Raw genomic sequence first — 21,094 nt, 5'->3', positions numbered from 1 at the left:
ATGTTCGATCTTAAAAACAGCTTAAAAAAACAGAGCGGAAAAATCTCTCAACCTCTACTGATTGGTTTGGTCATCGGCGCAACCGTACTCCTCAGTATTTTCTTGATCTTGTCGGGTAAGAATAAATCTGAAACATCAGATGAACATGCAGAGGAAGAAGGCGCAGAGGAACATGGAAGTGAAGAACATGGCGGTGAAACCGAAGAGCATGCAGAAGGCGTGAGCCTGACGGCCAAGCAACTGGTGGAACAGGGCATACAGTTATCAGCGGTCGATCAAGGTCCGGTGGTTAAATTAAGTTCTTATCCTGCCAAACTCAATGTGAATACGGATCAGCAAGCGCATGTCTCACCGAGTTTTAGCGGTCATGTAGAAAATGTTTATGTAGAACTCGGCCAAAAAGTTCAGAAAGGGCAGCCTTTGGCTACATTGCTTGTTCCTGATCTAGTTGATCAGCAGGCCAATCTTAAAATTGAACAAACCAATCTGGAACTGGCGAAACAAGACTTTGAGCGTGAGCGTCAATTGTGGTCACAGGGTATCTCAGCAAAACAGGACTATCAACGGGCTTATAACAGTTATAAACGGGCACAAATCCAGGTTCAAGCGGCCCAATCACGTTTAAGTGCATTTGGTGCAGTGAATGCTAGTAACGGGCGTTATATTTTAAAAGCCCCAATTTCTGGCGTGATCAGTAAAAAGGATTTGGTTCTCGGGGAAAATGTTCAGTTAGCAAGTCAACTCTTTACCATAGACCGGTTAGATCAGCTCTGGCTTGAATTTATTGTTCCAAATTCTGAAATTGTGGGCTTAGCCCCGAATCAAAAGATCGAATTTAAATCTTTGCAAACTGAAAAGGTCTATAGGGCGGTTATTCAAACCTTAAATACTGAAGCGGATATTCAAACAGGTCGTCTTCAGGTGCGAGCAAAAGTTGAATCGAATGCAACCGAATTACGTCCAAACTTGATGGTAAACGTACAGTTGCAACAACGCAGTGAAAGTACCGCATTACGGGTGCTTAAGTCCGCAGTTCAGAATGTCGATGGAAAAGATGTGGTTTTTGTCGCCACTCAGCATGGACAAAAAGTTGAATTCACTCCGCAACCGGTGAAATTAGGTCAATCGTCTGGGGATAGCCAGTGGATTGAAGTGGTAAATGGGCTTAATCAGGGACAAAAATATGCCGCTCAAGGCAGTTTCTTACTGAAATCTGAGATGGAAAAAGGAGAGGCTTCACATGAGCACTAAAAGCCCTCACATTCCAGACCACGAATCGGTAAAACCTGAAGGGCTGTTTGATCGGCTGATCCAGTTTTCTATTCATAACGCAATCTGGGTCATGCTGTTTATTGCAGCCTGGATTGCTATTGGTATTTATAGTTATCAAAAGTTACCGATTGATGCTGTACCGGATATTACCAATACTCAGGTGCAGATTAACACTTCAGCCAATGGCTTTACGGCTTTGGAAATGGAACAGCGGATTACCTATCCAATTGAGAATGCCATGTCAGGCATGCCGAAAATGGAACAAACCCGTTCGATTTCACGCTACGGCTTATCGCAAGTGACCATCATTTTTGAAGATGGCACGGATATTTACTGGGCCAGACAGCTTATCAACCAGCGCTTGCAAGAAGCAATGGGAGAAATGCCTGAAGATGTGCAACCTAACATGTCGCCTATTTCGACAGGTTTAGGTGAAATCTATCAATGGGTGATTAAAGCCGAACCAAATGCTAAAAAGCCGGATGGAACCCCTTATTCGGCGATGGATTTACGTGAAATTCAGGATTGGATTGTAAGACCGCAATTACAGCGCGTAAAAGGCGTTGCGGAGATCAACAGTATCGGTGGCTTTAATAAAACCTATGTGGTTGCCCCTGATCTGAACCGATTGCAACAATTGCAAATTCCTTTGTCTGATTTACAAACTGCCTTAACAGAGAATAATGAAAACCGTGGTGCTGGCTATATTGAGAAAAATGGACAACAGCTAACGGTTCGTGTTCCCGGCACTTTAAACACGATTGAAGATATCCAGAACATCAGTATTACCAATAAAAACGGCTATCCTATTCGGGTGGCAGATGTCGCCAATGTCTCAATTGGTCATGACTTAAGAACAGGGGCTGCAACCTATAATGGTGAAGAAACTGTATTGGGTATTGCCATGATGATGATGGGAGAAAATAGCCGTACCGTTGCTCAAGCCATTGATGAAAAGGTGCAATCGATCCAGCAATCGCTACCTAAAGGTGTGGTGATTGAGACTGTGTATGACCGTACGCATTTGGTTGATCGGGCGATCAAAACCGTTCAGAAAAATTTGATTGAGGGTGCAATCCTCGTCATTGTTATTTTATTTCTCTTTCTAGGTAATTTCCGTGCTGCGCTGATCACGGCTTGCGTTATTCCACTGTCAATGCTGTTTACCTTGACGGGAATGGCAGAGCAGAAGATTAGTGCAAATCTGATGAGTTTAGGGGCACTGGACTTCGGTATTATTATTGATGGTGCAGTGGTTATTGTAGAAAACTGTATCCGTCGGCTAGCAGAAGCTCAGAAGCTGAAAGGTGGTTTACTTAGCCGTTCTGAAAGATTTAAAGAAGTCTTCTTGGCTGCAAAACAGGCGCGTCGTCCTCTCATCTTTGGACAGTTAATTATTTTGGTGGTTTATCTACCTATCTTTACCCTGACGGGTGTAGAAGCCAAACTTTTCCATCCTATGGCAATGACGGTTGTACTGGCTTTAATTGGGGCCATGATTTTATCTGTCACTTTTGTGCCAGCCGCAGTTGCCCTATTTGTCACTGGAGAAGTCAAGGAAACCGAAAGTCGCTGGATGCATTGGCTTAAAACTAAATATGAATTGCTTTTAGATAGAGCCTATGAGCTTCGTTTATTTGTGACTATTGTGGCTGCCTGTATTTTAGTGCTTACGGGTGTGCTAGCTACTCAAACAGGTAGCGAGTTTGCACCTCAACTGGGTGAAGGTGATTTTGCTGTTCAGCAAATGCGTTCCCCAAGTACAGGGTTAGAACAGTCACTGAGAATGCAGGAAAATACTGAAAAGTTACTGTTGAAAGAATTTCCTGAAATTAAAGCAATCTTTGCCCGTACCGGTACAGCAGAAGTGGCCACAGATGTCATGCCACCCAACATTTCAGATGGCGTGGTACTGTTAAAACCTCATGATGAATGGCCTGATCCAAAACAAACGATTGATGAGCTTCGCCAAAGAATGATTACTTTCTTAGCGACATTGCCGGGAAATAACAGTGAGTTCTCGCAACCCATTGAACTGCGTTTTAACGAGTTAATTTCAGGGGTGCGAAGTGATGTGGGTGTCAAGTTATTTGGCGATGATATGGAAATTCTGAATCGTGAAGCGAATAAGATTTCTCAGAAAATTAAATCAATTTCAGGCGCGACAGCCGTTAATGTAGAGCAAACCAGCGGCTTACCCTTGTTGAATGTAGAAGTTGATAAGTCCAGAGCAGCACAATACGGCTTGTCGGTAAGAGCAATTCAGGATCTGGTGGCGACAAGTGTCGGTGGTCAAAATGTTGGAACCATTCTACAGGGAGACAAGCGTTTTGATTTTGTTATCCGTCTAGATGAATCCCAGCGTAGTCCCGAGCAGTTAGCGCTACTTCCTGTTCAATTGCCAAATGGTGGTTTAGTCCAACTGCAAGATGTTGCACGCGTTGAAAATATCCTGGGTATTAATCAGGTCAGCCGTGAAAATGGTAAACGTCGGGTGGTTATTACTGCAAATGTAGAAGGACGCGATTTAGGCTCATTCGTAACAGAACTTCAGAGCACGTTATCCAAACAGGAATTACCAAGCGGTTATTGGATAGATTATGGCGGTCAATTTCAAAATCTGATGTCTGCAAAAGCGCGTATGCAATTGGTGGTTCCGCTCGCATTGTTGACGATCTTTATTTTATTGATGGCTGTATTCCATAATATCAAAGAAAGCTTACTGGTCTTTAGTGGTGTCCCGTTTGCCTTATGTGGAGGCTTAATCGCGTTGTGGTTGCGTGACATTCCATTATCCATGTCAGCAGGGGTTGGCTTCATTGCACTATCGGGGGTGGCTGTACTGAATGGCTTAGTCATGCTCACCTTTATCAAAGAGTTGCGACAGCAATATGACCTTTATTATGCAACGTGGCAGGGTGCAATTTTGCGTCTTAGACCTGTGCTGATGACCGCTTGTGTTGCTTCGCTTGGGTTTGTTCCGATGGCTTTGGCAACCGGGACTGGGGCAGAAGTACAGAGACCTTTAGCGACTGTAGTCATTGGAGGAATTATCTCCTCTACCCTGCTTACATTGGTTTTACTGCCTGTACTGTACCGGTGGATGAATGAAAAGAAAGCTTCTTAATCCATTAGATTAAGCAATTTTTAGCAGAGATATTGGGTCTGTCTCAAATATCTCTGCTAATCATGGATTAAATAAGGAAAATTTTATGTCAGAACATCATGATCATAGCCATGCGGTTGTTACTGAAGGAAATAGTAAGAAATTAATGTTTGCTTTGGGTTTAACGACTACTTTTTTAATAGTAGAAGTTGTCGCTGCTTTTATTACCCAAAGTTTAGCATTACTGTCTGATGCCGCTCACATGTTTACTGATGTAGCCGCATTAGCTATTGCTCTTGCTGCTATCAAAATTGGTAAAAAAGCCGCAGATGATAAAAGAACTTTTGGCTATCAGCGATTCGAAATTTTAGCGGCTCTGTTTAATGCAGTGATGCTTTTTGTGGTGGCGATATATATTGTCTATGAAGCTTACCAACGTTTTACGAATCCTGCTGAAATTCAAAGTGTTGGAATGATGATTGTCGCAGTCATTGGTTTGGTCATAAATTTGATTTCAATGAAAATCCTTTCTGCGAGTGCTCAAGAAAGTCTAAATGTGAAAGGCGCATATTTAGAAGTTCTTAGTGATGCACTGGGATCGATAGGCGTGATTATCGGAGGAGTGGTCATTTATTTTACCCAGTGGATGTGGGTAGATACCGTAATCGCTGTGTTAATTGGCTTCTGGGTTTTACCTCGAACTTGGGTTTTATTAAAACAAAGTATCCATATTCTGCTTGAAGGGGTTCCTGATGAGATTGATATTGAGTCGTTAAGAAATGATTTATTGATGCTAGAGGGTGTTGAAGGGATTCATCAGTTGAAAGTCTGGGCTATATCTTCAAAAAACATTCATTTAACTGCTCATTTGGTTGCTCCTAATAGCGATCCAGATCAGCTCTATCAAAAGGCCTTAGACGTTCTAAAACATAATCATAGTATTACTGAAATTACGTTACAAATAGAAAGTACGGAATGTAATACATTGGAACAGCATAAACATTAAAGTGCTGCTCTTTCTACATAATGGACAGATGACTAGGCTGATAAACCTTACCATTTTCCTGTATTACACTTCTATTTATCACACGCACTTTAAACACCATCCTGAGACATTTTAAAATTACAAGAATGTAATTTATGAGTCCTCTGGGTGTTAATTCTTTAAAGTTAGAATATCTAACAAGTATTAAATGAGAGTAAATAAACATGCTATTCAAAAATAAATTTTGTACTAAATTACTGTTAATTAGTGCATTCTTTAGTATCGCAAGTTTTAGTTATGCAGATGGCGGATTGTTATTTCTTGAAAAAAATTTAAAAGCTTCTAAAGTTGAAAATTCTAAACAAAAACAAGTTAAAAATAATGAATCAAATGAATCAAATGAATCAAATGAATCAAATGAATCAAATGAATCAAATGAATAGTTGGGTTGCATAAATAAATCAATTAGACTTATTCATTCAGCAATATAATTCCTGAATGAATAAGTTTATAACTAAAACCTATCACACCATTAGTTGAACTACATATAATCATAATATTAAAAATAAAGTATTTTTTTTTAATCCCATTTCAATGGGCACTGTTGCAAATAGAGATTTGAGTCGATGAAGTTCCCTTTAAAAAGTGCTTAGAGACCGAAAACCCTGTTGATTAGACACACTTCACCCTGAGGCTGACCATAATAAAATGACGATGCTTGTCCTTTACGTAGTGCACGCATGACTTCAATACCTTTAATTGTGGCATAAGCCGTCTTCATAGATTTGAATCCTAATGTGGCTCTGATGATTCGCTTTAACTTACCATGATCACATTCAATGACATTATTTTTATACTTAATTTGCCTGTGCTCAATATCTACTGGACATTTTCCTTCTCGCTTTAATCGTGATAAAGCATGGCCATAGGTCGCTGCTTTATCTATATTGATGACCCGTGGAATTTGCCATTTTTTCACCGTATTGAAGATCTTTCCTAGAAAACTATAGGCTGATTTACTGTTCCGTCTAGCGGAAAGGTAAAAGTCAATCGTATGACCACGTTGATCAACTGCGCGATACAGGTAAGTCCATCGCCCCTTCACTTTGATATAAGTCTCATCCATATGCCATGAATGTAAATCTGTAGGATTACGCCAATACCAGCGTAACCGTTTTTCCATTTCTGGAGCATAACGCTGAACCCAACGATAAATTGTACTGTGATCCACATTGATGCCTCGCTCAGCGAGCATTTCTTGAAGTTCACGATAGCTGATGCCATATTTACAATACCAACGAACAGCCCAAAGAATGATTTCACCTTGAAAGTGCCGACCGTGGAAGGGATTCATCTGCTGTATCTCGAAATAAATAAGATATTTAGCTTATCATGTCAGCCTATTTGCAACAGTGCCAGAAAATCTTATACCTTTCATCATTATTTAATTGTCTATCTTGTAGGCTAAGTATTATTATTTGATTTTGTCACAAAATCAAATGGGCTTTTATGAATGCGAATACAAAAGGTGGTTATAGGAAAGGTTCAGGAAGAAAGGCAATTTATAATGAACCAACTAAGACTATGCGTGTACCAGAATCGCGTATTGTAGAGATTAAAAATTTCTTAGCGGGCAATAAAAAGCCTACTTTCAATGATGTGGCTTCTATTACCTTAATTAATCCTACAACATTTAAACGTATTCCTTTGGCTTCTGAAAAAGTAGCTGCTGGTTTCCCCTCTCCCGCACAGGATTATATTGATAAAACTTTAGATATGAATGAACACCTTGTGAAAAATGAAGCTGCAACATTTGTTGTCAAAGTTGCTTCTCTTTCCATGCGTGACGCAGGCATTGAAATTGATGATGAGCTTCTAGTGGATCGTAGTCTTGAAGCTAAACACGAAGATATTGTTATTGCCTTAATTGACAATGATTTCACCGTTAAGCGATTAATGGTTGAAGGTGATAAGTGTTGGCTTAAAGCTGAAAATCCAGATTATGACGATATTCACCTTAATGATTGCCAAGAATTATTAATATGGGGTGTCGTGACCTTTGTCATTAAGCCATTTAGGAAACATAAATAATCTAATCCTATTGGTCTAATCTACATGGAAAATCAAAATAAGATCTTTGCTTTGGTAGACATTAATAACTGTTATGTAAGTTGTGAACGTGTCTTTAATCCAAGCCTGAATAATAAACCAGTAATCGTATTATCTAATAATGACGGTTGTGCTGTGGCTCGTTCACAAGAAGCTAAAGACTTAGGAATAAAGATGGGTGTACCTCTTTTTCAACTCAAGGATCTTGTAGAGCAGCACAACATTACAGTCCTTTCTAGTAATTATGCTCTATATGCGGAAATGTCCCGCAGATTTATAAAAGTCCTAGCTGAATTTGTTACACCTCAAGAACAAGAAATTTATTCGATTGATGAATGCTTTTTAGATTTAACTGCTTATGCCTCAAATTATGATCTAACTGCTTATGCTTATTTAATTCTGGATCGGCTATCACGTTGGCTAGGTTTGCCGGCCTGTATTGGAATTGGACGGACTAAAACAGAAGCAAAAATGGCTAATCATATCGCTAAAAAGAATAGTTATTTAAAAGGTGTATGTAACCTTGTTTCAATGGACTATTGTTCGATTGAGGGCTTATATCAATCTATAGAAGTTAGTGAAGTATGGGGTATTGGTAGAAAGCATACTAAAAAGCTGAATAGCCTAAGCATTAGTACAGTTCTAGATTTTGTCTGTACTTCACCCTTAATTATTAGAGATCAATTCTCCATAGTCATGCACAGAACATTATTAGAATTACAGGGAATTTCCTGCATTGAAATTGAGCAAAGTCCTAAAGCGAGAAAACAAATAATAGCAAGCCGTTCCTTTGGCCAGAAAGTTTATAGCTGTGAGGATCTTAAAGAAGCGATTACTCTTTATGTTCAAGATGCCGTAAGCCGTTTAAGAAGTGAAAATTTACTATGTGGCTGTATTATTAGTTTTGTTCAATCTAATCCATTTGATAGTTCTGAGCCTTTTTATAATAAATCTTTGTCTTACGCTTTACCTGATCCTTCAGACAATAGTTTATTACTTTCTAAAATTGTTACCTCAATGGTTGATCAGCTATACCAGAAGAATATTGGATTTAAAAAATGTGGTGTTATCCTCACTTGTCTTGAACCTAAAGCTACTCATATTTATGACCTATTCACGGACATGAATAAGATAGAATCAAGTAATAAGCTTATGGATTCACTCGATGATATACAGAATAAATTTGGTAAGAGCAAAATAGGATTAGGTGCCAGTATGCTACCTGATAGAAATTGGAATATGTCACGTAATAAGCTGTCTCCCAATTACTTTAAATGGGATCAACTTATGAGTGTTAAATAATTAGTCATGACTAAGACAATTTTTTTTCATGTGACTTGCCACCTGGCTAAAAGGAATAACAGGAATTGAAATTAAAATATGCAGCGTTTATAGCTCTTTTAATAGTAGTGTCTGTTATGGCCTTTAAACAGGTTTACAACCCTTACTTTGATCAAGATAAAGAAGTAAAGACGTTTAGCTTTAACGGAAAAAAATTAACAGCTCTGTACCTATATAGGGAACATGATCAAGAAATAGGTTTTAAAGAAAATCCCTCATTAAAGCCGTTAGTCTTTACGTGGAACAAGCCGATTTATACCTGTTTTAATATGGTCAATGTACCTTATGACTTAGAGATATTTTTCTTTAATGCAGATAAAAAAATTATTGGGTCGGCTGTAATGGAAAAATTTTCCCAAAAGCAGTACTGCCCCAAAGAAAAGATTCAATTTGCATTAGAAAGAATAAAAACTTAGATTTTTCAATCTAGTCTTTAATATCTTTAAAATTGTTTGAATAGTAACTATATGGATAAAGAGTATAAAATATGTCTTTAATGTCGATACTGAAATCTTCAGATCCTAAGTGCAAAGAAGTAAAAGAAATTATAAAAAGTGTCGCACCCCAAAAAAAAGATTTCAAAACTTACAGTGGTATTCCTCCTTTTACTAATTATGAAGTTATGAGTGAACATAAATTAACGAGTAGTTATGATTCAGGCTTGGTTGGTACAGCATTTGACTACTTATCTAAAATAATTTGTGCGTACTACACGAATACTGAATTGAGTGCTAAGGAATTTGAGCAGCCTAAAATTATCAGCTTTCTAGAGGAAACTAAAAACAAAAGCATTTTGGTATTGTATAAAAAAATTCAAAATCACATAGATTTTCTACTGGCTAATAAATCAAACGATTTAGAACTAAATGAAGAATTTATTGGTGGAATTATTCTTTTGGCTAAATTAGAAAATCTATGGCGATCTGGATTTCTACCAGTAGCAACAAAGAAAGACATACTAAAACCAACGGAGAAAGTGGTTTATGAAGATATATCTTCCCTAGTCAAAAATTTTGATAATGTATTCATTAAGAATGGTCTTATTAAGCCTGATAGTCTGATCACATACAATCCCAGATATTCTGCAAATATCCGTGTTGCACTAGGTGGGATAGATGCAGATATTTGTATTGATGAAACACTATATGACTATAAAAGTACAAAAAATCATGGATTTATGATTAAAGACAGTATGCAGATCACATCGTATTACTTATTCTATTTAATGGATCGAATTATGTCGTCAACAGTGCAGATGCAACGACACAGAATAGAACGAATTGCATTATATAAAGCTAGGTTTGGCCAAATTGAATATTTTGATGTTAAGCATATACCTGAAAAAGATTTAAAATATGCAATTTCTGAGCTTAATAGGATGTTTAAATTAGGTATGCCCACTCAGAAAATTAAGGATTTTTAAAGGGCACTAAAGCACAGTATTGCGCCTTATCCTTCCCTTATATTATTAACGGTCTTGCTCTTTCCCCTTGTTCTTTCCGTGTTGAAGATCTAGCTTATTAGGTTGAATCTGTGGCTGTGGCACTGGTTTTTTAACTTCTACCTTTTTCCGTAAATAGTCCACTAGATCAACTGCTAGTTTTCTATCTTGCGGATCTGGTGACTGTGATAGAGCTTTAGTAATTTCCTTGTAATGCGTCAATGCTTCTTTTTCTTGCTGTTTAGCTTTCTGGACACGTTCTGGACTGGCCTTATTTTTACCATATCGCTTAAACGATTTGCCCTGCTCTTTCATTTGTTTAACTGACTGCTTATCACTTCTATTTTTTTGAAGCCTAGCTATACGTTTTGTCGCATTCGCTTCAATCCCTCTGGATCTTAATTTTTCAGCAAAACTTTCTCGCCATTCCTGAAGGTCAGCCTTCCTAATATTTAACCGATCACCTTTTTCAGAAACAGCTTTAACAACAACATGCACATGCGGGTTTTCACTTGGATCTTTTGAAGGGTCATTGGTAAAGGTATGCTGCACCATCATATATTTATGGTCTTTAAAATGTTCCTCTGCAAATTCTTTTGCAGCATCATAAACGCCTTTTTCATCCGTACCTTTCGGCATAGATAATACAATATTAAAAGCCTGCTTATATTTAGATTCTTCATCAGAAATAGGTGTACCTGACATTTGCCAATCTTCAGCAGTATCTTCTATATCATCCTTACCATTAACTTTATTTCCGTCCTGATCAATTCCCTCTAATTGTCCATTCCGAGTGATATATCCCATGTGAGCTTTCACCTTACCCATAGAATTACCTCCACCAGTAACCTTGACCATTACTTCAGGGGTCTTTTTACTAATTCTATCTAAAGTTGCTTTAACGCTATTTGGAGATGATTTAGCTGAATGGCCAGATCCATTTTTAGGCTTAGACAGGTCATTTAAAAAAGTATCTAAACTTTGGGTCTGATTAACACGCCTAACTTTAGATCCATTAAGTAGCTGCTCACCATGAGCAAGCAAGGTGCTTTGCACTTCTCTGGTAGTCTTACTGCTTCCGTTAGCCATTATTCCCACCTCTTTTTATTGCGCTCTAATAGAGTGAAAACATGCCTAACTTGAGCTTTTACTAGCTGATGGACTCGCTCGACAAATTCTCTATCGTAAGATTCATAAATACCCTGATTCATATTCTTAGCCATTTGGTTTAGGTTTCTACCAATCGCCAAAAGCTGACTATTTGATTCACCAAGTTTAAGAGCTTCTTCCTGGCTAAAGAATATTGAATCTTTTGTGACATTAGCTGTTAAAACCGAAATGATATATTGATTCGGTTTCATGCCGATCTGTGCTGCTTTTTCATTAATGGCTTTCATCAAACTTGGTTTAAGCCGTAATTCTTTGCGTGATGTTTTTTCAAATACATCTATAACGTCTTGCGTTTTTTCTATTTCAGATAACTTTTCCTTGATCATTTTTTTTATCAGGTCGTCTGGATCTACTTCTTCAAACTTAGCTAAATGATAGATTTTTTCGGCTAAGTCCTTTTCAAGATTCAAGGAAAAATCTTGTCCTGAATATTCTGGATCATTCTCTTTTTGATAAGAAAGTTCTAACGCTTTTTGGAAAGGTGCGCCTTTCTTAATTCCCTGTTTTTCACACTTTGCTTCCCACCAATCAAGCACTGCCCGATCAACTCTGAAAAAGATTTTATTGTCTTTAGTCATGATTAATTCCATAAGCAAAGTAATATTTTGCTTATCCCATTCTATCAACTGGGTGACAAAATGGCAATTTTAACGGCTACTGCCTATCCTGCCCTAGATTATATATCTTCTTTTTTCCCTCTTTTCTCCTTAGTCATGACTAAGGGTAATCAAGCTAGGTGGTCGGGAAAACCCGCCCAAAAAAAGACCTTGCATTAGCAAGGTCTTTTTCCATTGGTAGGTTTAGGCTTCTTGTAAATACTCGATTTCAAGGCTGCTGCAATCTACGGATACCTCTGTTCCATCTTCGTATTTGATCCATGCAAAACCCAAAGAAGAAGGCTTTTTATTAAGCATCAGGTTCGCTTGTCTGCCGTCATGAATAACAACTAAAAGCGGTTTTTTGATTTTGTCTGGATCTTCTTCTTTAGCTTCTGGCTGCTCTTTCTGGTTCGATTGATCCATCAGTTTTTTAACTTCAAGTTCTTCAGTCGCTTCAGCTTGATCATTCCCATTAAAATTGAAAGATTCATTATCATCAATAATAGCGGTTTGCTCTTGGCTTTCTTGCGCCTGTGGTTCTGATTCTGGATCTGCTTCAGTCGCTTCAGCTTGCTTAGGTTCTTTTAACTTTTTAGATAGAGCCTGTACTTTCGATCTGATAATGTCTTGACCATTCTCTAAAGATTCATCCACCCAAGCGTTTACTTCTTCAGGGAATGATTCCCAAAGTTTGCGTAAGTCATACAAAGTCTTTGGAGATTTAAAACCTGCATCATAAGCCTTAGATAAGCACTCTGGCATATCCACTAAAGCTAGGTGAGTAGAAATAAAAACAGGATCTTCATTTAACTTTTTAGCGATTACGTTTTTCTTCTCGCCTTGCTTAATTTTCTTTTGGATGAAAAGTGCAAGCTCAATAGGTGAATGGTTAAGGCGTTCTTTATTCTCCATGACCTGATCATAATCATCATGATCATTATCAACAAAAGCAGGGATAGTTTCCTTGCCAGCCATCACTGAAGCTCTAAAACGTCTAGCTCCATAATTGATGATCCACTTGCCTTGTTCTGTTGGGTGGGGTTTAACACTAATAGGTGTTTTAACTCCACGAGCCTTGATTGATTCGACCATTTTTTGCATCTGATCTTCTGGAAATTCGACACGCGGCTGATCTGGATCTTCAAGAATATCTGTAAGTGGAATCTGTTTAGGTGTTCCGTCTGCTACTGGTGCAGGATTACCTAGATCAATACCTTCCAAAGCTGATAAATCTAACATTCCTTAAATCTCCATAAACTTGTTAATGCTTTCAAAAACTGTTTTTAATTCAGCCCATGCGGTAAAACCGCTAGTTTTACCCAATTTATTTGTTGGTATGCCTTGCGCTTGGGCTTCAGCGATTGCAGTCGTTTTTTTAACGAAAGCATAGCTACCGTCTGAGTTTTTGATCAGGTACTTTGAAAAATGCTGAACAATAGCTTTTAGGTTGTCTTTCTGGAATGGAGTTGGTTCAACAATATTCGGAAGGATGCCGATTAATTTTAAATTTGGGTTTAGCTTTTGATTAATTGCTTGGATCTGCTTCAGTAATCCACCAATGCCGTCAATAGCTTCCTGATTCAACTGAATTGGACTTAGAACATAGTCACTAACAATCAATGAAGCCACTTGGCGAATGTCGGGATTTGGATTGGTATCAATCAGGCAAACATCAAATAAAGAATCAACTGATTTTAAAAACTTCTGGTAATTGGTGGCAAAGCTATTATGCAAAGTGCCATTTTTTTCAATAGCTGTTAATTCTGGTGTTGCTTGTACCAAAGTAAAGCCTTCAGGATTTGAAATAGTTTGATCTTCTTTAGTCAGCATGTCGAAAGCAGATACATTAGCTACAGTCACAGCCCCGCCAGTAATCAAGGCTTTTGTAGTGTTTTTCTGGTGGTCTAGATCAATGACTAATACACGTAAGCCCAAAGAATTCAAATAGTGTGCATACTGGCAAATGATTGCAGATTTCCCCACACCGCCCTTTTGATTTGAAGCAACAACTTTTTTCATATTTCACCTAGTTTAATGGCTTATTAAGGGTCGCCCTATTGCGTCCTTATGCTGTATATTCTAACGTCCACCTGTGGACATTGCAAGCATTTTCTTAGTCATGACTAAGTTTTTTATCATAAAAAAATCCTCCCATAAAGGGAGGACGTAAATTAAAAATCTTCAGGATAACCAATTGTTATGACTGGTTCTCCTTGATCTCCACCATGTACGTGCAATTCTAAAATATGATTTCTCTTGCGACCTGCGCCTGTGATAATCACTGTAAAACGTACCGCACTAGGGCTTAGGGGTGTCTTATATGCTCGGCTCATCCATAAAATGTCATGAATAACGCCCTCTAAGTCATTAAGCCATTTTTCATTTTTTACAGCCTTATCAACTACCGCCCAAAGCGCAGAAGTGAAGCAGATAGGATGCTTATAATGTTCTTTTGCAAGTCCATCTAATTTAGGACTAAGAGAATTGATTGCAACTAGAAAACCTTCTTCAATGGCTTGCTGACGTGTGTAAACTGAAATGTATTGTTCCATGATTTTTAACCTGTTTTATTTCAGGTCGCCCGATGCGTCCTGATAAAATCATTATATCAGTCCACCTGTGGACTTTCAAGCAAAAGCTTAGTCATGACTAATTTTTTATAGGGAAAATTGAGTAGAAAAATATCTGTTTTAATACCTGGCTAAACTGCTTTTCAGATGTTCTTATTTGCGATTCTTAGGCTTCTGACAGCCTTTTTTATATATGAAGTTAGTTTAATCCCAGCACAAACCTAAACAGGCCAAAATGAGCGTATATAAAGCAGAACAGATAGACAATTTTTTATGTTTTTTAGACAAGCTAAAAACCAAAAAAACTGCCCCCAATAAAAAACCTCCCATTATGGGAGGTTTGCCTTAAACAGCTAAGTTATAAGTGATTCTATAATCTTCAAAATAACCGTTTTCATTGTCGCCCCTTCTGATTCTTTCAATATGAGTAACATTGTGGGCTACTCGGCAATTAATCATGATTTTTTCAATTTCTTGGAATAGTGTTTTTTCATCAAAGATTGGAAACCAGATATTATAGTTAGATCCAGTTAAAACCTCATGACCGCAAAAATGAACCAGTTTACCTGTAGGATAGTTTGTAAATATTGCTACTACTGAAGCTCGCATAATTAATACCTGTTTTATTTCAGGTCGCCCGATGCGTCCTGATAAAATCATTATATCAGTCCACCTGTGGACATTCAATAAAAATCTTAGTCATGACTAAGAATATTGATAAAAAAAGCCCCCTTTCGGGGACTTCTTCATTAAGCTGTTAAAAGCTGTCTTTCTTCTGTCATTCTGGTTTTTTTAACTTTCTGGCTGCCGTGTAACTCTCGCATTTGATCTAAAGTCATTCTGCCCCGACCATTGGATTTTTTACCAATGAACACCCATTTACATTGCACTCGATTCCAGACAAAACCCGCTTCTTTTAATTTTTCTTTGTGCTGCTTAGTGTCGCCAGAAACCCAAACCCAAACGCCAATAATTTCAATATCTAAACCATCCAGATTGATAATTGCATCAATAGCCTGTTTTACTTTTTTCTCAACTTCAGAATGTTCTGAACGGCTTGACCAGAAACCACGACCATTTTCGGAACTGTCTTGATACTGATCTTTTGATGCTTCATTAATAATACGATTTAAAAGCTGTTCATATTCGCTGTTAATTTCCTGCATTACTTCGGTTTTACCGCCACGATCAGGATGATTTTTAAAAGCTAGTTTTTTGTACTGAAGTTTTAACTCGTCTAATGATGTAACTGATGAAAAATGTTTCATGTTTAAATACCTGTTTTATTTCAGGTCGCCCGATGCGTCCTGATAAAATCATTATATCAGTCCACCTGTGGACTTTCAAGCAAAAACTTAGTCATGACTAATTTTTTTAATGATAAAAATATATAAAAAATAGGTAGTTAATTATTTTGTCTGGTCTGCTTTTATAATGCTTATATTTTCAATTCTTAGGCTGCTGACAGCCTTTTTTCACCTTATGTCTAATACCCCCACACCAACCCCAAAAACACGCTAAAATGAGCTTAAAGGACGCAAGATGAAAAATTGTTTCCCCCTTAGTCATGACTAAGGAAAATGATGCACTAGATCCCATGAAGATATATCAGAGCAAAGTGTCTACTTTGCGAACTATGGAAAAAGCAAAACCTTCCCTCCCTGATTACCGTTGATTTTCAAGCGAGCTTTAAAAAGCTGTGCTTTTTAAATAGCGACCGTAGAAAATAAACTGCTCCCCTTTGATCTAAAATGGGATACCTAAAGCCAGCCCGCATGGGTGGCGACCAGATAGCATAGAAAACTAAAAAATTTAGGGGTAGGTAAGGCAAAAACTAAATACTTAAAACTTATCAAACTAAATTTATTGACAAAATATTACAGGTTTGGCCAAATTTTGGGAAACATTAAGATTAAGTTATTGTTTTTATTATATGGGTGTAAATTAATATTCTAAAAAAATGGTAAAATATTCCACTTAGGCTAAACATACATATTTAGTCATGACTAAGGTATTAACTGGCTAATTATTAAATTTTACTATTTGGATGCGAACAGAAAAGATAATTTTTATATAGATTAATAAGAGTTTTTGAAGGTTTTAAATTGAACCACCATATTGTCTTAAATTAGCGAAGTCTGTTTAAGATAATATGGTGGGTATGCTTTTTAGATATTAATCCTGATAGTCTGTGTCCTGATCGTCCTTCTTATCATTATTGCTATTAGTAATAATCCCTCGTTTTGCCTGTAACCAGAAGTAATAATCCATATCTATCGGCTTATGAGCATTAAGCTTATCTAACTTTTCAGTTAATAGAGTTCTCATGATTACCTTAGAAGTATCCTCGTCTAAATTACCTAAGAAATATCCATAATCTAGTAAAAATTCTTTGCAATTTACTAAGGTGCTGATTTGCTTTGGAGATACTTTTACTGGTTGTTTGAAATGCTTAATACGATCAGGTGCTTTAAAGTGTGATCCATCATCACTAAATGGAATTGCAGCAGCCAGATAGCCCTTTTTCATTTTATCTATAAATTTGATGTGTCCTTGCTCTTTATATTCAGTTTTCAAGTTAAAAATGAACTTAATAGCAACTACTTCCTTTCCATTTTTTACGTTCTCAAAACTGACATTAATATTACTAAGTTCGTTAATTTCATCCTGAGCTACATTCAAAACACGGCTTTTAAAATTGGCCAACTCTTTATATTTATCCTCACATTCAAGCATCCATCTTAATTCTTCCAGATCAATAGTGACCTCTGATGTACGCCACATATAGCTCATTAAGATCCTATACAAACGAAGGGAATAGCTCGAATTAAATAAGATAATATGCTTCAGTTCATGGCTACTAAATGACTTAGTTTTTTCATCTACTTTCTTAACTAGATCATAGAAATATTCAAAAAATTCTTTTGCAAATCTGACCTTAATACATTTAGTTGCTTTGTCATAATGGCAATAAGTCATCATCGGAACTTTAGCAGGTTCGTCAGATTCCCCATCTTTAACCAACATAGTTGGGTTATCAAATTTTGTATAAATACGTTTTAAAGCAGTTTCAGCATTTCTCTGAATTTCACGTTTATCTGTTGCTGTAAGCACTTCCTTTCTAGCCATTGGGGAAGTCAATTCTCCAAAGTTTTCGCTACTCACATAAATGAAGTCGTCATGAGTAATTGAGGTCTTATTTTGAAGCTCATTCTTTCTTACGATGATCATTGCACAGTACATAAGCTTCTCAAGATTGAGATCAATGCTATATCTGGCAGTAGGAAAATCATTGCGGGTCACAACTAAATCGGTCAATTTTGCCCTTGTATTTGATTGTGTATAGTCCTCTAAGCCTTGTGAGCCAATAATTTTCTGCATTTTTTTGTAAATCCGTTATTCCTCTTGAAATCATTATAACTATACAAGTATATTTATCAAGTATGGTTATTAAATAAGATTATAAGATATTGTTTTTAAAATATATATTTATTAAAAATCAGTAAAATTACTTTATACCCCTGTAGTAGTATAAAAAAAATAAATGTTTTTCCTTTTTAAGTATTTTGTTTTATTTCAATTAGTTACGTTGCGACAAAACGTATGGCTATTTTTAACACAAAAACCAGATAAAAAATATTCAATTTTGAATATTTATAACTATTATATAAATATCAATTACTTACGATGCGACAAAACGTATAGTTATGATTTTAAGCCTATACAAATATCTTTTTTAGCACCAAAAAATAAAAATCGTTCTTTAATATAATTATTCATATAAAACAATAACTTATTAGATTTGCAAGAATCTAGTTAATTCCTGAAAAATATATATAATCGTATCCAGTACGCATAATCGCAGGTTTGCGACAAAACGTATAGTTATGCGGGGAAGTTGCGACAAAACGTATAGTTTTGAGAGTGCAGCATGGATTAAGGCTAAAAAATACGCAAAAATATAATAAGTTAGAGCTAAACACCTAACTAATTACTGATTTTTAAGAAAAATTTAGCCATTTTTTGTATTCTGTTGATAAGCTTGTGGATTATTTACGACAAAACGTATAGATATGTGACAAAACGTATAGTTGTAGCGACAAAACGTATAGTTGTAGCGACAAAACGTATAGTTATAGCGACAAAACGTATAGTTATAGCGACAAAACGTATAGTTATAGGCTTGCAAACTTATGTTTTACAAAAAGAAATTAAGGCTCTTAAACTGTACTAAACAATCCTAAACTTTATCTAAACTCTTTTTAAACCTGATTCTAGTTTTTTTTAAAAAGTTTTTAGAAATGTTTAGAAGATTATTAAAGTGATATTTACATGACAAAAAGGGAAGGGATCTAAAAAAAATATGAGCTTTGATATATACAAACTTTTTACAAAAGTTTTAAATATTTCATTAAAGCTTTAAACTTTTTGATATATATTAAAAGCGTTTAAAAATAATTGTTGTTTTTGTGTCTTTTACACACAGTTACACTTCAGTTACATTTTTAAATTAATTATATTTTGTAAGAATCCGTACTTCACTTTTAAAAAACTAGGGATCTTGCAGAAATGGCTTTAACGATGAATGACTTGAAAACAGTCGATGACTTCAACGCCAATAACTATGGTGTTGAAATTGGTATGAACGAACAGTTCCAATATTTTGTGACTGTTAAAGTAAATGATGTTGATCACGTCATTCATACCGCATCAGGAAAAATTCGATTCACACGGAATTTACCCTTCTTGATTCAAGAGATTTATTCAATGTGCAGCAATGCCAAAACAATATCTCTAAACTTTGAAGGCAAGTTATTCGTACTGGAAAACTCATCTAAATAGAGTGACTACTTGTGTATAAAAAATTTATTTTAGGTTTAACTTTAGCTAGTGCATCTGCCTTAGTTGCAGCTAAAGATGAAAATTATGGCTGTCGTGCTTTTATGTGCTTTGCTGGCGGTCTTAATGTTTCTGAATGTCAGTCTACAATTAGTGACGTAAAAAAAGATCTGGCTAAAGGTAAAGGCTTTCCTCACTGTTCATTCGTCAGCAGTAATCAAGATGGATCTGTTGGAGGGGGAGAAGGACAACCTAAAATTTCATCTTATACACATAATAAAAGAGTTTATCTTTATGTAGATGACAAGTTAGTCACTACAGTTAAAAAGTCCTAAGTTTTTGCAAGAAAAAAAAGCCTGATTAAATCAGGCTTTTTTTTCTTGCAATTGTTTATAGAAAATTCTTAAAACTTCTTTGACTGCTACACTTTTTCCTTGTTTTTCCCCGCCATAAATATCTTTTAAATATTCTAAGGCTTCCAATGCTTCAACATCTTCAGGAACATCCATATTGAAATAAACTGATAGTGGAGTTTTGGTAGTAGGCTTTTTTCTATATCTTTTTCTGCGATCTAATACCTTTCCTTCTGTTTCTGTTTCTGTTTCTGTTTCTGTTTCTGTTCCTAGTTCTTCAGTCATAACTTATCCAATTTAATAAATGTCCACAGGTGGATATTAAGTCCTTTTCAAATAATTTACTACTTATATCGAGTCGCCATTTATGAGGAGTAGCATTGCAATAGTATGTTTTAACGTGAGGTTATAACCCTTTTAATAACCTCATGCTATGTACTATTTAAATCCCGCTACTAAATCAAATGGGAGCAGTTTATTTTCTGCGGTCGCCATTTAAAAAGCACAGCTTTTTAAAGCTCGCTTGAAAATCAACGGTAATCAGGGAAGGGTAAATTTAACTGATTGCGCCAGTTCGCAAAGTAGACACTTTGCTCTGATATGTCTGCTATGGATCTGGATTAGATAGGTAATATAGATGCCTGGATAAACGCTGCAGCTTTTATCCAAGCATCGAGGTTTTTAGTCATGACTAAAGCAGAATTTAGCTAAAATATTTAAAATTTCTTTAAATTATTTAAAAAACTTTACCAAGATTACCTAAATTGATCATAATGCACCTTTGTTATGGGTGCTTTAAAAGGTTTTATGGATGACTGATTTTATAAATATTGATCCTGATTTTTCTATTTCAGAGGTGGTGCTAGAGGAATCTAATAAACAAGGATTTATTAAAGAGTTAATTATTAATGAATTTGAGGGTGGATTTTTTATCACAGCAAAACTGGCATGGTCAGGCCAAAAGGTTTGGACTTTAACAACAAGACGAGAAAAAGATAAAGCTAGGATCTTTAAGGATCTGACTAGGCTTAATGATTTCTTGAAAGAAAAAATTTATACAGAAGAAGTAAAAATAATAAGAATCAAGTAAAAAAATACAAAAGCCATTTCCAATATGGTATATTTTGGATTGTATTCTTTAAAGCTCTAAGATGGGATTTAAGAAAATGGCTATAAGTTTAAATAAATATGGAAATTTTTTAAAATTTTTTCTAGTTATTTCATGTGTTTATCTTGTGTGCTTCATGCCACAAGATGCACTGCTTTTAGAAATCCTTATAGATTTCACTAAATTTCAAGTAGTTGCTTT

The 21,094-nt window shown here is 36.2% G+C and carries 21 protein-coding genes; 11 read left to right on the top strand and 10 right to left on the bottom strand.

Going from position 1 to position 21,094, the window contains the following annotated elements; genetic code table 11:
• The 4 genes from H9629_RS12895 (at position 1) to H9629_RS12880 (ending at position 5,806) form a co-directional block, all read left to right on the top strand.
• On the top strand, positions 1 to 1,251 hold the full coding sequence (locus H9629_RS12895; protein WP_086197158.1) for an efflux RND transporter periplasmic adaptor subunit: 1,251 nt from the start codon (positions 1 to 3) through the stop codon (positions 1,249 to 1,251).
• The gene (locus H9629_RS12890) at positions 1,241 to 4,399 is read left to right on the top strand and encodes an efflux RND transporter permease subunit (RefSeq protein ID WP_086197159.1); all 3,159 of its coding nucleotides are present in this window, start codon (positions 1,241 to 1,243) and stop codon (positions 4,397 to 4,399) included. Before H9629_RS12895 ends, H9629_RS12890 begins: the two co-directional genes overlap by 11 nt.
• A gap of 85 nt (positions 4,400 to 4,484) precedes the next feature.
• On the top strand, positions 4,485 to 5,384 hold the full coding sequence (locus tag H9629_RS12885) for a cation diffusion facilitator family transporter (RefSeq protein WP_125279792.1): 900 nt from the start codon (positions 4,485 to 4,487) through the stop codon (positions 5,382 to 5,384).
• A 203-nt stretch (positions 5,385 to 5,587) separates the two neighbouring features.
• Positions 5,588 to 5,806 (top strand): hypothetical protein, encoded by a 219-nt coding sequence (locus H9629_RS12880; RefSeq protein WP_016805099.1) that lies wholly within the window; start codon positions 5,588 to 5,590, stop codon positions 5,804 to 5,806.
• Positions 5,807 to 6,012: 206 nt separating this feature from the next.
• Here H9629_RS12880 and H9629_RS12875 read toward each other — a convergent pair whose 3' ends face one another.
• Positions 6,013 to 6,717 carry an IS6-like element IS1008 family transposase gene (locus tag H9629_RS12875; protein WP_191731217.1) on the bottom strand — a complete coding sequence of 235 codons (705 nt, stop codon included), beginning with the start codon at positions 6,715 to 6,717 and terminating at the stop codon, positions 6,013 to 6,015.
• A 155-nt stretch (positions 6,718 to 6,872) separates the two neighbouring features.
• Between H9629_RS12875 and H9629_RS12870 the strand changes: the two genes are divergently transcribed.
• From H9629_RS12870 to H9629_RS12855, 4 genes are all read left to right on the top strand, one after another.
• On the top strand, positions 6,873 to 7,454 hold the full coding sequence (locus H9629_RS12870) for a LexA family protein (RefSeq protein ID WP_015060268.1): 582 nt from the start codon (positions 6,873 to 6,875) through the stop codon (positions 7,452 to 7,454).
• Between the two features lie 24 nt (positions 7,455 to 7,478).
• Entirely contained in the window at positions 7,479 to 8,774 is a 1,296-nt protein-coding gene (locus H9629_RS12865) for a Y-family DNA polymerase (RefSeq protein ID WP_191731216.1), read from the top strand.
• A gap of 116 nt (positions 8,775 to 8,890) precedes the next feature.
• Complete coding sequence (locus H9629_RS12860) at positions 8,891 to 9,229, top strand: DUF192 domain-containing protein (RefSeq protein ID WP_015060266.1); 339 nt, start codon at positions 8,891 to 8,893, stop codon at positions 9,227 to 9,229.
• A 71-nt stretch (positions 9,230 to 9,300) separates the two neighbouring features.
• On the top strand, positions 9,301 to 10,236 hold the full coding sequence (locus H9629_RS12855) for a hypothetical protein (RefSeq protein ID WP_015060265.1): 936 nt from the start codon (positions 9,301 to 9,303) through the stop codon (positions 10,234 to 10,236).
• Between the two features lie 45 nt (positions 10,237 to 10,281).
• On the opposite strand, the gene H9629_RS12850 is transcribed toward H9629_RS12855, so the two are convergent.
• The 8 genes from H9629_RS12850 to H9629_RS12815 form a co-directional block, all read right to left on the bottom strand.
• Positions 10,282 to 11,343 carry a relaxase/mobilization nuclease domain-containing protein gene (locus H9629_RS12850; RefSeq protein ID WP_015060264.1) on the bottom strand — a complete coding sequence of 354 codons (1,062 nt, stop codon included), beginning with the start codon at positions 11,341 to 11,343 and terminating at the stop codon, positions 10,282 to 10,284.
• On the bottom strand, positions 11,343 to 12,002 hold the full coding sequence (locus H9629_RS12845) for a plasmid mobilization relaxosome protein MobC (RefSeq protein WP_015060914.1): 660 nt from the start codon (positions 12,000 to 12,002) through the stop codon (positions 11,343 to 11,345). The genes H9629_RS12850 and H9629_RS12845 overlap by 1 nt, the downstream gene beginning before the upstream one ends.
• A gap of 222 nt (positions 12,003 to 12,224) precedes the next feature.
• Positions 12,225 to 13,262, bottom strand: coding sequence for a ParB/RepB/Spo0J family partition protein (locus H9629_RS12840; protein ID WP_015060262.1), 1,038 nt, complete (start codon positions 13,260 to 13,262; stop codon positions 12,225 to 12,227).
• Positions 13,263 to 13,265: 3 nt separating this feature from the next.
• On the bottom strand, positions 13,266 to 14,042 hold the full coding sequence (locus tag H9629_RS12835; protein WP_005253313.1) for a ParA family protein: 777 nt from the start codon (positions 14,040 to 14,042) through the stop codon (positions 13,266 to 13,268).
• 152 nt (positions 14,043 to 14,194) lie between these two features.
• Positions 14,195 to 14,575 carry a DUF6573 family protein gene (locus H9629_RS12830; protein WP_005253312.1) on the bottom strand — a complete coding sequence of 127 codons (381 nt, stop codon included), beginning with the start codon at positions 14,573 to 14,575 and terminating at the stop codon, positions 14,195 to 14,197.
• A 363-nt stretch (positions 14,576 to 14,938) separates the two neighbouring features.
• Positions 14,939 to 15,253 (bottom strand): hypothetical protein, encoded by a 315-nt coding sequence (locus H9629_RS12825; RefSeq protein ID WP_131319720.1) that lies wholly within the window; start codon positions 15,251 to 15,253, stop codon positions 14,939 to 14,941.
• Positions 15,254 to 15,342: 89 nt separating this feature from the next.
• Positions 15,343 to 15,861 carry a J domain-containing protein gene (locus H9629_RS12820; RefSeq protein WP_015060261.1) on the bottom strand — a complete coding sequence of 173 codons (519 nt, stop codon included), beginning with the start codon at positions 15,859 to 15,861 and terminating at the stop codon, positions 15,343 to 15,345.
• 907 nt (positions 15,862 to 16,768) lie between these two features.
• Positions 16,769 to 17,974, bottom strand: a complete 1,206-nt coding sequence (locus H9629_RS12815; RefSeq protein ID WP_015060260.1) for a replication initiation protein — start codon at positions 17,972 to 17,974, stop codon at positions 16,769 to 16,771.
• 1,188 nt (positions 17,975 to 19,162) lie between these two features.
• On the opposite strand from H9629_RS12815, the gene H9629_RS12810 reads away from it, so the two are divergent.
• Complete coding sequence (locus tag H9629_RS12810; RefSeq protein ID WP_005253305.1) at positions 19,163 to 19,435, top strand: hypothetical protein; 273 nt, start codon at positions 19,163 to 19,165, stop codon at positions 19,433 to 19,435.
• A gap of 11 nt (positions 19,436 to 19,446) precedes the next feature.
• Positions 19,447 to 19,767 carry a hypothetical protein gene (locus H9629_RS12805; protein WP_005248735.1) on the top strand — a complete coding sequence of 107 codons (321 nt, stop codon included), beginning with the start codon at positions 19,447 to 19,449 and terminating at the stop codon, positions 19,765 to 19,767.
• Positions 19,768 to 19,797: 30 nt separating this feature from the next.
• Here H9629_RS12805 and H9629_RS12800 read toward each other — a convergent pair whose 3' ends face one another.
• Complete coding sequence (locus H9629_RS12800; RefSeq protein ID WP_191731215.1) at positions 19,798 to 20,070, bottom strand: hypothetical protein; 273 nt, start codon at positions 20,068 to 20,070, stop codon at positions 19,798 to 19,800.
• 526 nt (positions 20,071 to 20,596) lie between these two features.
• Between H9629_RS12800 and H9629_RS12795 the strand changes: the two genes are divergently transcribed.
• Positions 20,597 to 20,875 (top strand): hypothetical protein, encoded by a 279-nt coding sequence (locus tag H9629_RS12795; RefSeq protein WP_005248732.1) that lies wholly within the window; start codon positions 20,597 to 20,599, stop codon positions 20,873 to 20,875.
• Positions 20,876 to 21,094 lie beyond the last annotated feature (219 nt).

It is taken from the genome of Acinetobacter pecorum (assembly GCF_014837015.1).
GTDB lineage: Bacteria > Pseudomonadota > Gammaproteobacteria > Pseudomonadales > Moraxellaceae > Acinetobacter > Acinetobacter pecorum.
The sequence above is the reverse complement of the archived record's forward strand: the minus strand, read 5'-3'. Positions and strand labels throughout refer to the sequence as shown.